Raw genomic sequence first — 14,092 nt, 5'->3', positions numbered from 1 at the left:
AATCCGCCGAGTGGTGAACGGCGTTCAGCGATGCTCTTGGCGCCCGTCCCCGCGGCAATTGACCCTGCAAAGCGGCGACAGCGGAACCGGCCATCCCGGGTTAACTCCGGTAACACCATCTCGCGATTGCTGTCGAATTCGCGTCACGAACGGTGGCAGGCGTGACCGGAACGCGCACACGGCCGGTGGCCGCCCGGCGGGCTGCTCGCAACCGGATCGTACGGAGGTTCCGTTGACGCCCGACCCCCCGACCACGACCCCGCTCCCGGGTGGTTCCTCCCCCGGCCCGGCCGGAACGCGGCCCCGGGCCCGTCCGCGCGCCCGCGCCCACCGGCCGCGGACCGGCCCACCGCGTGGTGTGTTCCGGGGCGGGACCCGCCGGGGGCTGCCCGGCCGGATCCACCGCCGACGGTACGCGGGTGTCGGGCCGGGGCTCGCCCGCTCCCGGCTCACGCCCGGCCTGGGTCTCACGGGTGTGCTGTCCCTGGCGGTCGCGGTGAGCGCCGGGGCGTTCCACCGCACCACCGCGTTCCTGGACTTCGGAGCCGGTGTGCTCTCCCTGGTGGCGCTGACCGCCACCGTGCTGTGGGGCCTGGCGGCGACCGACCGGCTCGTCCTGTCCTCCGCACACCGGCTGCTGGCCCAGGGTGTGCACCGGGGCACGGCCGTGGCGGGGCTGGGCTTCCTCGCCCTGCACATCGGGGTGAAGCTGGCCGAGGGGCGGATCAGCCCCCTCGCCGCCGGCGTGCCGTTCGCCGACGGCACCCGGCCCGTGCTCCTCGGACTGGGCACGCTCGCCGGCTATCTCTTCCTCGCCGTCGCGATCACGGGTGCGGTGCGCGGCGTGTTCGCCTCCGGGAGCGGGTCGCGCCGGTGGCGGGCGCTGCACATGTGCGCCTATCCCGCCTGGGGCGCCGCCCTGGTGCACGGGCTCAAGGCCGGACGGGCGGCGGACGGGTGGGTGACGGCCGCGTACGTCCTGTGCCTGCTCGGGGTGGCCGCCGCCCTGGCGCTGCGGCTGTGGCCGCCCGGCGGCCGGGGCCCGGGGGCGGCGGGCCGGCCCGGGGGCGTGGCGGGCAGGTGGGCGCCGTGGCGGAAGTGACGCCCTCGGTCCTGTCCATCGGTCCGCCGCGGCTGCTCGCCGGGCTCGACCGGGTGGCCCGCCTGGAACGGGTGGCGCACCTGACGGTGCACGGCTCGCTCCCCCGGCTGCGGGCGGACGAACTGGTCGAGCTGGCCGGGAACATCGACCTGCGCGGCAAGGGCGGGGCCGGATTCCCGTTCGCGCGCAAGGTGCGGGCCGTCGCCGACTCCGCCCGGCGGCGCGACGGGCGCTGCGTGGTCGTCGTCAACGGCAGCGAGGGGGAGCCGAGTTGCCTCAAGGACACGGCGCTGCTCCTGCACACACCGCACCTGGTGCTCGACGGTGCCGCTCTGGCCGCGCAGGCGCTGGGCGCCGAGGAGGTGTGGGTCGGTGTGACGCGCGTCGACGTCGAGCGGTCGCTGCGTGCGGCCGTCGCCGAACGCGGTCCGCACCCGCCGCGGCTGCACGTGGCCCGGCTGCCCGAGCGCTTCGTCACCGGCGAGGGCACGGCGCTGGTGAACGGCATCGCGCACGGGCATGCCCGGCCCGCCGGACGCCGGGTGCGGTCGAGCGAGCGCGGACTGGGCGGGCTGCCGACGCTGCTGTCCAACACCGAGACGTACGCGCAGCTCGCCGTCGCGGCGCGGCTGGGGGCCCTGGAGTACCGGTCGGTGGGGCTGCCCCGCGAGCCGGGGACCGTCCTGCTGACCGTCGGGGGCGGCCGGGTGGTGGAGACGCCGAGCGGCGTCCCGCTGCCGTACGTGCTGAGGGTCTGCGGCACCGACATCGGCCAGGGTGTGCTCGTGGGCGGCTACCACGGCGGCTGGCTGACCCCGAAGGCGGCGCGGACGGCGCTCGTCTCCCGGGAGTCCCTCGCGGACGCGGGGGCGGGGCTGGGGGCGGGCGCGGTCCTGCCGCTGCCCGCGTCGACGTGCCCGGCCGGGGAGACGGCCCGGGTGGCGCGCTGGATGGCGCGGGAGTCGGCCGGGCAGTGCGGGCCGTGCGTCGTCGGCCTTCCCGGTCTCGCCGACGACCTGGACCGGGTGGTGCGCGGCGGCGGCGAGGCGGCGCTGGCGGGCGTCACCGCGCGGATGGACGCGGTGACCGGGCGGGGGGCGTGCGGTCACCCCGACGGCACCGTGCGGTTCGTCACCTCCGCGCTGACGGTCTTCGCCGGGCACTTCCGCGCGCACGCGCTGGACGGGCCCTGCGGCCTGCCGGTGAGCGGGGTGCTGCCGCTCGGCGAGGAGGAGGCTGCCCCCACCGGCTCCCCCGGCGGCTCCGGCGGTCCGGGGGGCGGGGACCGGGCGAGCGCCGAGCGGCTCGTCGTGGACTGGACGCTGTGCCAGGGGCACGGCCTGTGCGCGGACATCGTCCCGGGGGTACTGCGGCTGGGGCCCGACGGCTATCCGGAGCGGGCGGTCTCGCACGTTCCCGGCCGCCTCCGGCAGGACGCGCTGCGGGCCGTGCGCCGCTGCCCGGCGCTGGCGCTGCGCATCCAGGAGTGAACGGCTCCGCGTGGCAGGGGAGTTGTTACCCCGCGCACAACTTCCGCCCCCGCTGAGCGGGACGCCCGCCACCGACCGTACGCCACGACGACGGAGCCCGCGACGGGCTCGGTCCGGCCCCGTGGGGCCGCAGCGAAGGTCAGCCGAGGTGAAGGAGCGGTCATGAGGAATCGGCGGCAGCGGGTCGCGGCGGGTACGGCGGTAGCGGTGGTCATGGCGATGACGGCGGCCTGCGGCGGGGAGGCCGGGCCGACGGAGGACCGGGTGCGGCCCGCCGGGGACAGCTCCTCCCTCTCCCCCGGCTACGGCACCGGCGGCGGCTACGGGGACGACGGGTCGGAACCGGCCGGTGCCGAGGACCGCTCCGGCCCGGCGAGGACCCTCGCCCTGCGCGAGGACGCCGAGCTGGGCGAGGTCGTCACCGACGCCGCCGGCTGGACGCTGTACCGCTTCGAGGAGGACTCGGCGAAGCCCCCGGCCGCCACCTGCGAGGGCGACTGCGCCACCGCCTGGCCCCCGGTCCCCGCCGACGACGCCGAGGCGGCGGCCGGCATGGACGCGGAGCTGCTCGGCTCCGTGGAACGCGCGGACGGAGCCGAGCAGCTGACGCTGGGCGGCTGGCCGGTCTACCGCTACGCGAAGGACGCCCGGCCGGGCGACGTCAGCGGCCACGGCGTCGGCGGCACGTGGAACGCGCTGGCCGCCGACGGCGGCAAGGCGGGCGCGGGGCAGGGCCCGGCGGGCGGGGGTGAGGCCGCGCCGCCCGCCGGCGGGGATCAGGACGCGGACGGGCCGGCGCCCGGCGGCGACGCCGAACTGAGCGCGGCCGAGGATCCGGAGCTGGGGCGGATCGTGCGGGACGCCGAGAGCCGCACCCTGTACCGCTTCGACAAGGACACGGCCTGGCCGATGAAGTCGAACTGCACCGGGGCCTGCCTGGAGACCTGGAAGCCGGCCGCGCCGGTGGACGAGAAGGCGCTGGAGGGCGTCGACCCGGAGCTGGTGACGACGTTGGAGCGGCCGGACGGGAGCGAGCAGCTGTCCATCGACTGCTGGCCCGTGTACTGGTACACGGGCGACGAGGAGCCGGGCGACACCGCCGGGCACGGAGTGGGCGGCACCTGGCACGCCGTCACGCCGGACGGCGAGCGGGCCGGGGCGGCGTCCTGACCGGTGCTCGCCGTGGGGCGGGGCTCGCGTCGGGCCCCGCCCCACCGGGCGTCAGCGGCTCTCCGGTCCGAGGAGCTGGCGGGCGATGACGACCCGCTGGATCTGGTTGGTGCCCTCGACGATCTGCAGCATCTTCGCCTCCCGCAGGAAGCGCTCGACGGGGAAGTCCGTCGTGTAGCCGTAACCGCCCAGGACCTGCACGGCATCCGTCGTCACCTGCATGGCCGTGTCGGTGCAGGACAGCTTCGCCATGGCGGCCTGCCGGGTGAAGGGCAGGCCCTCGTCGCGCCGGCGGGCGGCGGCCAGGTACAGCGCCCGGCCGGCCTCGATCCGGGTGGCCATGTCGGCGATGAGGAAGCGCAGCCCCTGGAAGTCGGCGAGGGGTCGGCCGAACTGCCGCCGCTCGGCGGCGTAGGCGACGGCCTGGTCCAGCGCGGCCTGGGCCAGGCCGACGGCACAGGCCGCGATGCCGAGCCGGCCGGCGTCCAGGGCCGCGAGGGCGACGGCGAAGCCCTGCCCCTCCTCCCCGATGCGACGGGCGTCGGGCACCCGCACGTCGTCGAGGTTGATCTGCGCGGTGGGCGAGCCCTTCATCCCCATCTTCCGCTCGGGCGCGCCCGCGCTGAGGCCGGGGGCGTCACCCGGCACGAGGAACGCGGTGATGCCGCGCGGGCCCTCGCCGCCGGTGCGGGCGAGCACCGTGTAGAAGTCCGCGATGCCGCCGTGGGTGATCCAGGCCTTGGTCCCGGTGAGGACCCAGTCGTCGCCGTCGCGCACGGCGCGGGTGCGCAGGGAGGCGGCGTCGGAACCGGACGAGGGCTCGGAGAGGCAGTACGCCCCCAGCAGCCCTCCCCCGAGCATCGCGGGCAGGTGCTCGGCCCGCTGCTCCTTGCCGCCGAAGGAGGCCAGCGCGTGGCAGGCGAGGCTGTGCACGCTGACGCCGAGGCCGACGGTCAGGCGGGCCGCCGCCAGCTCCTCCAGGACCTGGAGGTAGACCTCGTAGGGCTGGTCCCCGCCGCCGTACTCGGCCGGGTAGGGCAGCCCGAGCAGACCGGAGCGGGACAGCAGCGCGAACGTCTCCCGGGGGAAGCGGCCGGCTTCCTCCTCCTCCGCCGCGACCGGCTCGATCTCGCGCTGCACCAGGTCACGCACCAGGCTCAGCAGATCCTGGGCTTCCTCGGTGGGCAGCCGACGCTCCACCGGCTGGGGGCCGTATTCGGACATCGCGGCGCTCTCCTCCCTGTCGGGCGCTGCGGCGACGGGCGCCGGGTGTGTGGCGGCGCCGCCAGAGGGATGTTGTGGCCCGGCCGATAGTGCCCCCTCGGGTCTCGAAGGCGGCTGACCAGCGGCTGTGGCGCAATGGAGTATGCCCGATCGGCGGCTTCCCGTCACGGTCGGAGCCTCACTCGTGAGGCGATCGTTGCTGGTGGGGACGGGCGCCACCGGCTGCCGGGGCGACGGGCGGGGTGCGGCGCGGGTCAGAAACGGCGGAGCACGGCCTGCTTGGCGGCGGTGAACTCCTCGGTCGTCAGGACGCCGGACGTGTGCAGCTCTCCCAGCTCGCGCAGACGGCGCAGCAGCGCGTCGTGGTCCTCGCCCCCGGGCGCCGGTCCCCCCGCCGTCGGTGGCTTCGGGTCCGCGTCCGGCGGCGGCGCGGACGGGAGCGGCGCGGACGGGAGCGGCGGGGCGGCGGGGTGCAGGCGCGCGGTGACGGCGGCGGCGACCAGGGCCGTCAGCGGGTCCTTGCGGGAACCGTGCAGGACGACCGCGTGGGGGTCGTACTTCGGCGGTGCCTCGGTGCCGGACCGGGAGGCGAGAAAGCGCAGGTGGCCGTTCTCCCACCCGACCGACGGCTGCCACTCCACCCCGCGCAGGTCCTCCAGGTGGATCGTGCGCGGCCCGCCGGCCTTCTTCCCCTCCTCCGTCTTCCAGTTCCACACCAGGCGTATGAGGTCGCCGTCGAAGGAGACGGTGGCGTCGCCGCCGGTGGCCGTCAGCGGCACCGGCGGCCCGGGCAGCAGGAAGCGGTCGCACGGCGTGTCCGGCACCTCCTCCAGCGTCAGCGCGGTCCGCACCTCGTCGACCAGGTACTCGGCGACGGAGGTCTGCTCCGGCTCGACGGTGAGCTGGTAGGGGTCGGCGGCGTCCGGCAGCTTGCCGCGCGTGACCTGGAGCAGCGGGTCCGCGCCGCCGCGCAGTCGCAGCCGCAGCCGTCCCGACCTGCGGCCGGGCTCGTGGGCGACGCCCGCCAGCGCGTGCAGGGGCACCGTCAGCTCGCCGATGGTCCGCCGCAGGATGTGCACGCCCTTGGAGTGGCCCGGCACGATCCGCAGCGTCGCCCCGTCGAAGCTCCAGGTCCCGTCCTTCTGGGTGATCTCCGCCATGGGGAGGATTCTCGCAGGTGACGCGTGATCACCCGGCCGGTCTGGTGGTCGGGTGTCGGGTTAGGTCCGGTCGTCCACGGGAACCCGTGGGCCGCCGTTCGGTGCGGGTCGCGCCGGTCCGTGCGGTCCTGTGAGGTCCGAGCGCGAGGAGAGCCGATGCACGCCCTGACCGTAGCCCCGCAGCAGAAGGACTCCCTGCGCCTGGAGACGCTGCCCGACCCGGCCCCGGCCGACCAGGAGCTGCTGGTGGAGGGGCTGATGCTCGGGGTGTGCGGCACCGACCGGGAGATCGTCGCCGGGGACTACGGCTGGGCCCCGCCCGGCCGGGAGCGGCTGGTCCTCGGGCACGAGTCGCTGGGTCGGGTGCGGGAGGCGCCGCCGGGCAGCGGGTTCGCCGAGGGCGACCTGGTGGCCGGGATCGTGCGGCGTCCCGATCCGGTGCCGTGCGGGGCGTGCGCGCACGGCGAGTTCGACATGTGCCGCAACGGGCGGTACACCGAACGCGGGATCAAGGAGATCGACGGTTACGCGGCCACGCTGTGGACGGTCGAGGCCGACTACGCCGTGCGGGTCGACCCGTCGCTGGAGCGCGTGGGGGCCCTGCTGGAGCCCACGACCGTCGTGGCCAAGGCGTGGGAGCAGGTGATGCGGATCGGGGGCCGGGCCTGGTTCGCGCCGCGTTCGGTGCTCGTCACCGGCGCCGGTCCCATCGGGCTCCTGGCCGCGCTGATCGGCCGGCAGCGGGGCCTGGAGGTGCACGTCCTGGACCGGATCGAGGGCGGGGTCAAACCGGAACTCGTCCGCGATCTGGGCGGGACCTACCACACCGGGGACGTCGAGGACGTGCTGCGCGCGGTCCGGCCGGACGTCGTCATCGAGGCGACGGGCGCCCCCTCGGTGGCCTTGGGCGCGATGTGCGGCCTGGAGGCGTACGGCGTCCTGTGCCTGACGGGTGTCTCCGCGACGGGACGCACCCTGCGGCTGGACGCCGGCGCTCTCAACCGCGAGCTGGTGCTGGAGAACTCGGCGGTGGTCGGCTCGGTGAACGCGGGCCGGGGTCACTACGCGGCGGCGGCCGAGGCGCTCGCCGCCGCCGACGTGGCGTGGCTGGACCGGGTGATCACCCGCCGGGTGCCGCTGGCGGACTTCGCGCGGGCGTTCGCGCCGGACCCGGAGGGCGTCAAGACGGTGCTGGAGCTGGGCGGTTAGCCGGCCGGCGGGCAGCCGGACGGGCGGGCGAGCGGGCGGGCGGCACGGGGTCAGCGGCGGCGCAGCCGACGGGCGGCCGCGAGCGTCGTGAGGGCGCCCGCGCCGGTCCCGGCCGCCGTCGCGGCGAGCGTGGCGCGGGTGGCGGCGCGCGAGGGTGGCGCGGGGCGCTCGGCCCGGGGCCCGCCCTCCCGGCGCAGCCCGGCGGCCAGCACCTCGGCGAGGTGCAGCGGGCTGCGGCCGGTGTCGGACTGCTCGATCTGGGTCCGGCAGCTGAAGCCGTCGGCCAGGACGAGTGCCCCGGCGTCCGCCGAGCGCAGCGCCGGAAACAGGGCGTCCTCCGCGCACGCCTGCGACGTCTCGTAGTGACCGCGCTCGAAGCCGAAGTTCCCCGCGAGGCCGCAGCACCCGGCGTCCAGGACGTCGGCGTCCAGCCCCGCCCGGCGCATCAGGGCCTCGTCGGCGTCGAAGCCGAGGACGGCGTACTGGTGGCAGTGGCGCTGCACGACGGCGTCGCCGAGCACGGCGGGCGGCCGCCAGTCGGGGGCCCGCTCGGTCAGGAGCTCGGCGAAGGTCATCGTCCGCTCACTCAACCGCCGTACGTCCCGGTCACCGGGCATGAGGTCCGGCGCGTCGGAGCGGAAGACGGCGGTGCAGCTGGGTTCGAGGCCGACGACGGGCGTGCCCCGGCGGATGTCCTCGCGCAGCGTGTCCAGCGTGCGGCGCAGCACCCGCCGGGCGACGCCGAGCTGGCCGGTGGAGATCCACGTCAGCCCGCAGCACACCGGCCGGGTCGGCACCCTGACGTGGAAGCCGGCCGCCTCCAGCACCTCGACGGCGGCCCGGCCGACGGCGGGCTGGAAGGCGTTGGTGAAGGTGTCGGGCCACAGGACGACCTCGCCACGCGCGCCGCCGCCACGGGTGCCGCCGCGCGCCCGCCACCAGTCGGTGAAGCGCTGCTCGGCGAAGAGCGGCAGCCGCCGCTCGGGGGCGACGCCCGCGACCGTCTTGGCGAGGTGCGCGACACCGGGGGTGTGGGTGAGGGTGTTGACCAGCCGGGGCGCCCGGCCCGCCGCCCGGGCCAGCAGGGGCAGCCAGCCCAGGGAGTAGTGTGCGGCGGGCCGCAACCGCCGGGCGTAGTGGTGGTGGAGGAACTCCGCCTTGTAGGTCGCCATGTCGACGTCGACCGGGCAGTCGCTCTTGCACCCCTTGCAGGCCAGGCACAGGTCGAGGGCGTCGCGCACCTCCGTGGAGCGCCAGCCGTCGTCCACCGGGCTCCGGCCGTCGATCATCTCGAACAGCAGCCGGGCGCGGCCCCGGGTGGAGTGCTCCTCCTCCCGGGTGGCCCGGTAGCTGGGGCACATCACGCCGCCCTCCGGCGAGCGGCACTTGCCGATGCCGACGCAGCGCCGGGCGGCCCGGGCGAAGGAACCGGAGTCCTCCGGGTAGGAGAAGGCGGTGCGCGGCTCCCAGGGGCGGAAGGCGCCGCCGAGCCGCAGGTCCTCGTCGAGGCGGCGGGGGACGACGACCTTGCCGGGGTTCATGCGGTCGCGGGGGTCGAAGACGGCCTTGAGCCGTTCGAACGCCTCGACCAGCTCCGGGCCGAACATGCGCTCGAGCAGTTCACCCCGGGCCTGCCCGTCCCCGTGCTCGCCCGAGAGCGACCCGTCGTAGGAGCACACGAGGTCGGCGGCCCGTTCCATGAACGCCCGCATCCGGGCGACGCCCGCGTCGCTCGTGAGGTCGAAGGGCATCCGGCAGTGCACGCAGCCGTCCCCGAAGTGGCCGTAGACCGACGGGCGGGGGTAGCCGAACTCCTCGAAGAGCGCGAGCAGGTCGCGCAGGTAGGCGCCGAGGCGCTCGGGGGCCACGGCGGAGTCCTCCCAGCCGGGGTGGCTCTCCGGCATCCCGGGGGCGTGCGCGGTGGCCCCGAGGCCCGCCTCGCGCACCTCCCACAGCAGGGCGGCCTGGCCCGGGTCGTCCAGCCGGACGCCGGCGGCGGTGCCCGGGGAGTCGGCGACCAGGGCACGGGCCTTGGCGTCGGCCTCCTCCCGGGAGTCGGCGGCGAACTCGGCCATGAGGAAGGCCCGGCCGTCCGGCAGCTCCGCCAGGCCCTCGGGATTGAGGCCCTGGGCGCGCTGGAAGGTGATGAGCCGGTGGTCCAGCCCCTCCAGGGCGTGCGGCCCGTGGCGCAGGACGGCGGGCACGTGGTCGGCGGCCGTGGCGACGTCCGGGTAGCCCAGCACCACCAGGGCCGAGGCGGCGGGCACGGGGACGAGGTCCAGCTCGGCGCGCAGGACGGTGACGAGGGTGGACTCGGAGCCGACGAGCAGCCCGGCGACGTCGAAGCCGTGCTCGGGCAGCAGGGAGTCGAGGTTGTACCCGGAGACGCGGCGCGGGATGTCGGGGTAGCGGGCGCGGATCTCCTCCGCGTAGCGGTCGCGCAGGGCGGCCAGGGCCCGGTACAGCTCGCCGGTGGCCCCGGGCTCGGCACACCGCCGGGCCAGCTCCTCCGCGTCGGTCGGGCCGACCCACAGGCGGGTGCCGTCGTAGGTGAGCACCTCCAGGCGGCGGACGTTGTCCACGACCTTCCCGTACGCCTGGGCCGTCGCGCCGCAGGCGTTGTTGCCGATCATGCCGCCGAGCGTGCAGTTGGGGTGGGTGGCGGGACGCGGGCCGTACTGGAGCCCGTGCGGGGCGAGCCGCCGGTTGAGGTCGTCCAGGACGATGCCGGGCTCGACGACGCAGCTGCGGGCGTCGGCGTCGACGGACACCAGGCGGTGGCAGTACTTGCTCCAGTCGATGACCACGCCCTCGTTGCAGCACTGACCGGCCAGGCTCGTCCCGCCGCCGCGCGAAAGGAGGGGGGCGTCGTGGGCGCGGCACACGGCGACGGCCGCCTCGGCGTCCTCGACGGTGCGCGGCAGGACGACGCCGAGCGGTGTCCGCCGGTAGTTGGACGCGTCGGTGGCGTACGTGGCGCGGGTGCCGGAGTCGAAGCGGACCTCTCCGCCGACCGCCCGGCGCAGGTCGCGCTCCAGCGCCCGGACGTCGAGGTCGGGGCGGTCGCGGCGGATCACCGGCTCGGGGAGGTCGGTGGGGGCCACCGTGGGACTCCTTCCGTAGGTCGCGAGCGGTCGGCGGTCAGGGCGCGTCGGCGAGCCGGACGGCGTTCTCCAGCAGCAGCGCGTGGACGAACGCCTGGGGCAGGTTCCCGCGCAGCTGGCGCTGGGCGACGTCGTACTCCTCGGCGTACAGGCCCGGGGAGCCACAGGCGCTGCGGGTGCGCTCGAACCACCGTCCGGCGGCGGCGGTGCGCCCCTCCGCGAGGCAGGCGGCGGTCATGAAGTGGCCGCACAGCAGGAACGCGCCCTCGTCCCGGCCGAGCGGGTGGTCGCCGTGCTGGAAGCGGTAGACGTACCCCTCGCTGGACAGCTCCCGTTCCACGGCCTCCCGGGTCGCGGTCAGGGCCGGGCCCTCGGCGAGCCGGCGGTCGATCGACAGCGGCCGGAGCAGGGCGGCGTCCAGGCGTGCGTCCCGCGGGGAACGCTGCCAGCGGCCCGTGGGGTGCTTGCAGGTGCGCTCGGTCTCCCGCAGGACGGCGTCGGCGAGGTCCTCCCAGCGCCGGGCCGACGCTCCGGGCAGGGCCTCGGCCGCCGCCCGCAGCCCGGCGACCGCGGACAGCCGGGAGTGCGTCCACCAGGCCGGCTCGATCTCCCACAGCCCGGCGTCGGGACGCCGCCAGGTCTCCTCGACGGCACGGGCGGCGATGTCCGCGGCGCGGCGGGCGTCGTCGTCGAGCCGGTCGAGGCGAGCGGCGGCGGCGAACAGCGACAGCGCCTCACCGAACACGTCGAGCTGGAACTGCTCGCCCGCCCGGTTGCCGATCCGGTCGCTCCCGCCGGGGTACCCGGGCAGCGGCAGGGTGCTCTCCCCGGGGAGCGGGCCGCCGTCGACCCGGTAGGCCGGGCGCAGGCGGGGGCCGTCCTCGTGCAGGCGGCGCGCCACGAACCGCACGGCGTCGTCGACGAGCCGGTGCGGACCGTGCCGGGCGACGGCCGTGCCCGCGTAGGCCTGGTCGCGCAGCCACGCGTAGCGGTAGTCGTAGTCCCGGCCCATGGCGACCCGCTCGGGCAGCGAGGTGGTGGCGGCGGCGACCATTCCGCCGCGGTGGCTGGTCATGCCGGTCAGGACGGCGTACGCCTGGCGGACGTCGGCGGCGGCGGGCAGCTCCCGGCAGTCCGGGACGGCCTCCGCCCACGCGCGTTCCGTCCGCTCCCACAGCCGCCCGGGGTCGAGCGGATCGTCCCGGCAGCGGGTGGAGAGCTCCAGGACGAGGTCGTGCCCACCGCCCGCCGGGACGGCGACGGGCGCGGTGAGCGCGCCGTCGCGCCCGACGGTCGCGTGGGCGAGGCCGTGCAGCCGGACGTGCAGGGGCCCGCTGCGGGCGTGCCAGACGCCGTCCCGGAGCCGCAGGTCCGTCATCGGCCGCGTCCCGAAGCCGGCGCGTACGGCGAGTCGGACCTGCACCCGTGCCGCGCCCCGCACGGCGCGGACCCGGCGCAGGAGGACCGCCCGGTCCGCCTCGCCGGGCAGGGCGAGGGCCTCCCGGCACTCGGTCTGGGAGTCGGTCAGGGTCCACCGGCTGACCCGGATGAGGCTGCCGTCCTCGTAGGAGCCGCCCCACACGTGCCACGGGTCGTCGGGCCGGACGGTGAAGTCGCCGCTGCCCCCGATCAGGGCGGAGAAGGCCGCGGCGTCGTGCCAGTGCGGTACGCACATCCACACCACGGCGCCGTGCGGGTCGATGAGGGCACCCCGTTCGCCGTCGGCGAGCAGCGCGTAGCTCCGCAGCGTCCAGGGCACGTGGGTGCCCCGCAGGGCGGTGCCCTCGGCGTCCCTCGGCTGGTCGGCGAAGGGTGGGTCAGCCATGGTCGCGACCGGGGAGCCGGCCGGCGAACTCGGTGAGCTTCTGGCGCACCCCCCGGGCCGCGATCCCGGTGCGGTCGGGATCGTGGACCATGGCCTTCGCGGCCTTCTTTCCCTGGTCGAGCATGATGTGGGGCGGGATCGGGGCGATCTCGGCGTCGACCTTGAACTCCAGGACGACGGGCACGTCGCTGGCCAGCGCCTCGTCCCAGGCGGCGCCGACCTTCCTCGGCGACTCGCAGCGGATGCCCTTCAGCCCGAGGAGCTCGGCGTACGCGGCGTAGGGCACGTCGGGGATGTCCTGCGAGCCGGGGTACTTCGGGTCACCGCCCATGGCCCGCTGCTCCCAGGTGACCTGGTTGAGGTCCTGGTTGTTGAGGACGCAGAAGACCAGCGGCCGGCTGCCCGACAGGCGGTCCAGGTACCGCTTGACGGTGATCATCTCGTTCATGCCGTTCATCTGGAACGCGCCGTCCCCGATGAAGGCCACCACCGGGCGGTCGGGGTAGGCGAAGCGGGCGGCGATGGCGTAGGGCACGGCCGGGCCCATGGTGGCGAGCGTGCCGGACAGGGACGCCCGCATCCCCTCGCGCAGCAGGAGGTGGCGGGCCCACCAGTTCGTGCCGGAGCCGGAGTCGGCCGTCACGATGGCGTGGTCGGGCAGCCGGGGCGAGAGTTCGCTCGCCACCGCCTGCGGGTTGATGGTGCCGTCGAAGTGCTGGTCCGCGCGGCGTTCGCAGACGCGGTGCCAGTCCTTGACGTCCTTCTCGATCTGCTTGCGCCAGCTCCGGTCCTCCTTGCGGCGGAGCATCGGGATGAGGGCGCGCAGCGTCTCCTTGGAGTCGCCGACGAGGTGGGCGTCCATCGGGTAGCGCATCCCGATCATGCACCCGTCGATGTCGATCTCCACGCCCCGGGCCTGTCCCTCGTCGGGGAGCCACTCGGAGTACGGGAAGCTCGTGCCGATCATGAACAGCGTGTCGCAGTGCTGGATCATCTCGTCGCTGGCCCTGCTGCCCAGCAGGCCGATGGGGCCGGTGACGTAGGGCAGGGAGTCGGGCAGCACCTCGCGGCCGAGGAGGGCCTTGGCGACGCCGGCGCCGAGCAGCTCGGCGACCTCCTTGACCTCGGCCTCGGCCTCGGCGGCGCCCTGCCCGATGAGGATGGCGACGCGCTCGCCCTCGTTGAGGACGCCGGCGGCCTTGCGCAGCTCCCGCTCGTCGGGCAGCATGCGCGGCCGGCTCCATCCGACACTGGAGAAGACGGAGCCGTGCGCCTTGGGCGGGGACGGCTGGGCCTCCTCCTCCTGCACGTCGTCCGGAATGATGATGGTGGCGACGCCCCGGCGGGTGAGTGCCGTCTTGTAGGCGCGGTCGATGACGTGCCGGGCCTGCCCGGGGTGCGTCACCATCTGGCAGAACTCGGAGACGTCGGCGAAGAGGTTCTCCAGCGCGATCTCCTGCTGGTAGTGCGAGCCCAGGCACAAGCGCTTCTGCTGCCCGACGACGGCGACGACGGGCTGGTGGTCGAGCTTGGCGTCATAGAGGCCGTTGAGCAGGTGGACGCCTCCGGGACCCGAGGTGGCGACGCAGACACCGACCTCCCCGGTGAACTTGGCGTGGCCGCAGGCCATGAAGGCGGCCATCTCCTCGTGGCGGGCCTGGATGAACTCCGGGTCGCCGTGCGCCCGGTCGAAGGCTCCCAGGAGGCCGTTGATGCCGTCGCCGGGGTAGCCGTACACGCGGTGCGTCCCCCACGCCTTCAGGCGTTCGAGCACGTAGTCGGCGACCTGAGTCACGTCGTCCTCCGCA

Annotated in this window: 9 protein-coding genes; 4 read left to right on the top strand and 5 right to left on the bottom strand. The window is 75.7% G+C overall.

Annotated features, from left to right (window positions below):
* The first annotated feature begins 232 nt into the window (after positions 1 to 232).
* From V6D49_RS25040 to V6D49_RS25030, 3 genes are all read left to right on the top strand, one after another.
* Complete coding sequence (locus V6D49_RS25040) at positions 233 to 1,102, top strand: hypothetical protein (RefSeq protein WP_340563208.1); 870 nt, start codon at positions 233 to 235, stop codon at positions 1,100 to 1,102.
* Entirely contained in the window at positions 1,090 to 2,592 is a 1,503-nt protein-coding gene (locus V6D49_RS25035) for an NADH-ubiquinone oxidoreductase-F iron-sulfur binding region domain-containing protein (protein WP_340563205.1), read from the top strand. Before V6D49_RS25040 ends, V6D49_RS25035 begins: the two co-directional genes overlap by 13 nt.
* Positions 2,593 to 2,754: 162 nt before the next feature.
* Entirely contained in the window at positions 2,755 to 3,762 is a 1,008-nt protein-coding gene (locus V6D49_RS25030; RefSeq protein WP_340563202.1) for an SCO0930 family lipoprotein, read from the top strand.
* Positions 3,763 to 3,813: 51 nt separating this feature from the next.
* On the opposite strand, the gene V6D49_RS25025 is transcribed toward V6D49_RS25030, so the two are convergent.
* Positions 3,814 to 4,986 carry an acyl-CoA dehydrogenase family protein gene (locus V6D49_RS25025; RefSeq protein WP_340563200.1) on the bottom strand — a complete coding sequence of 391 codons (1,173 nt, stop codon included), beginning with the start codon at positions 4,984 to 4,986 and terminating at the stop codon, positions 3,814 to 3,816.
* Positions 4,987 to 5,240: 254 nt separating this feature from the next.
* A complete protein-coding gene (locus tag V6D49_RS25020) occupies positions 5,241 to 6,146 on the bottom strand; it encodes a DUF4429 domain-containing protein (protein ID WP_340563198.1) in 906 nt (301 codons plus the stop codon).
* Between the two features lie 156 nt (positions 6,147 to 6,302).
* On the opposite strand from V6D49_RS25020, the gene V6D49_RS25015 reads away from it, so the two are divergent.
* Positions 6,303 to 7,355 carry a glucose 1-dehydrogenase gene (locus tag V6D49_RS25015; RefSeq protein ID WP_340563195.1) on the top strand — a complete coding sequence of 351 codons (1,053 nt, stop codon included), beginning with the start codon at positions 6,303 to 6,305 and terminating at the stop codon, positions 7,353 to 7,355.
* Positions 7,356 to 7,405: 50 nt separating this feature from the next.
* On the opposite strand, the gene V6D49_RS25010 is transcribed toward V6D49_RS25015, so the two are convergent.
* Genes V6D49_RS25010 through V6D49_RS25000 form a run of 3 tightly spaced genes read right to left on the bottom strand, consistent with a single transcriptional unit; the run spans position 7,406 to position 14,079 of the window.
* Positions 7,406 to 10,459 carry an FAD-binding and (Fe-S)-binding domain-containing protein gene (locus V6D49_RS25010; RefSeq protein WP_340563192.1) on the bottom strand — a complete coding sequence of 1,018 codons (3,054 nt, stop codon included), beginning with the start codon at positions 10,457 to 10,459 and terminating at the stop codon, positions 7,406 to 7,408.
* A 37-nt stretch (positions 10,460 to 10,496) separates the two neighbouring features.
* Positions 10,497 to 12,284: a glycoside hydrolase family 15 protein gene (locus V6D49_RS25005; protein WP_340563187.1), complete on the bottom strand. Its 1,788-nt coding sequence runs from the start codon at positions 12,282 to 12,284 to the stop codon at positions 10,497 to 10,499.
* Positions 12,277 to 14,079: a thiamine pyrophosphate-requiring protein gene (locus tag V6D49_RS25000; RefSeq protein ID WP_340563185.1), complete on the bottom strand. Its 1,803-nt coding sequence runs from the start codon at positions 14,077 to 14,079 to the stop codon at positions 12,277 to 12,279. Before V6D49_RS25000 ends, V6D49_RS25005 begins: the two co-directional genes overlap by 8 nt.
* Positions 14,080 to 14,092: the final 13 nt, after the last annotated feature.

This window comes from Streptomyces sp. GSL17-111 (assembly GCF_037911585.1).
Classification (GTDB): domain Bacteria; phylum Actinomycetota; class Actinomycetes; order Streptomycetales; family Streptomycetaceae; genus Streptomyces.
The sequence above is the reverse complement of the archived record's forward strand: the minus strand, read 5'-3'. Positions and strand labels throughout refer to the sequence as shown.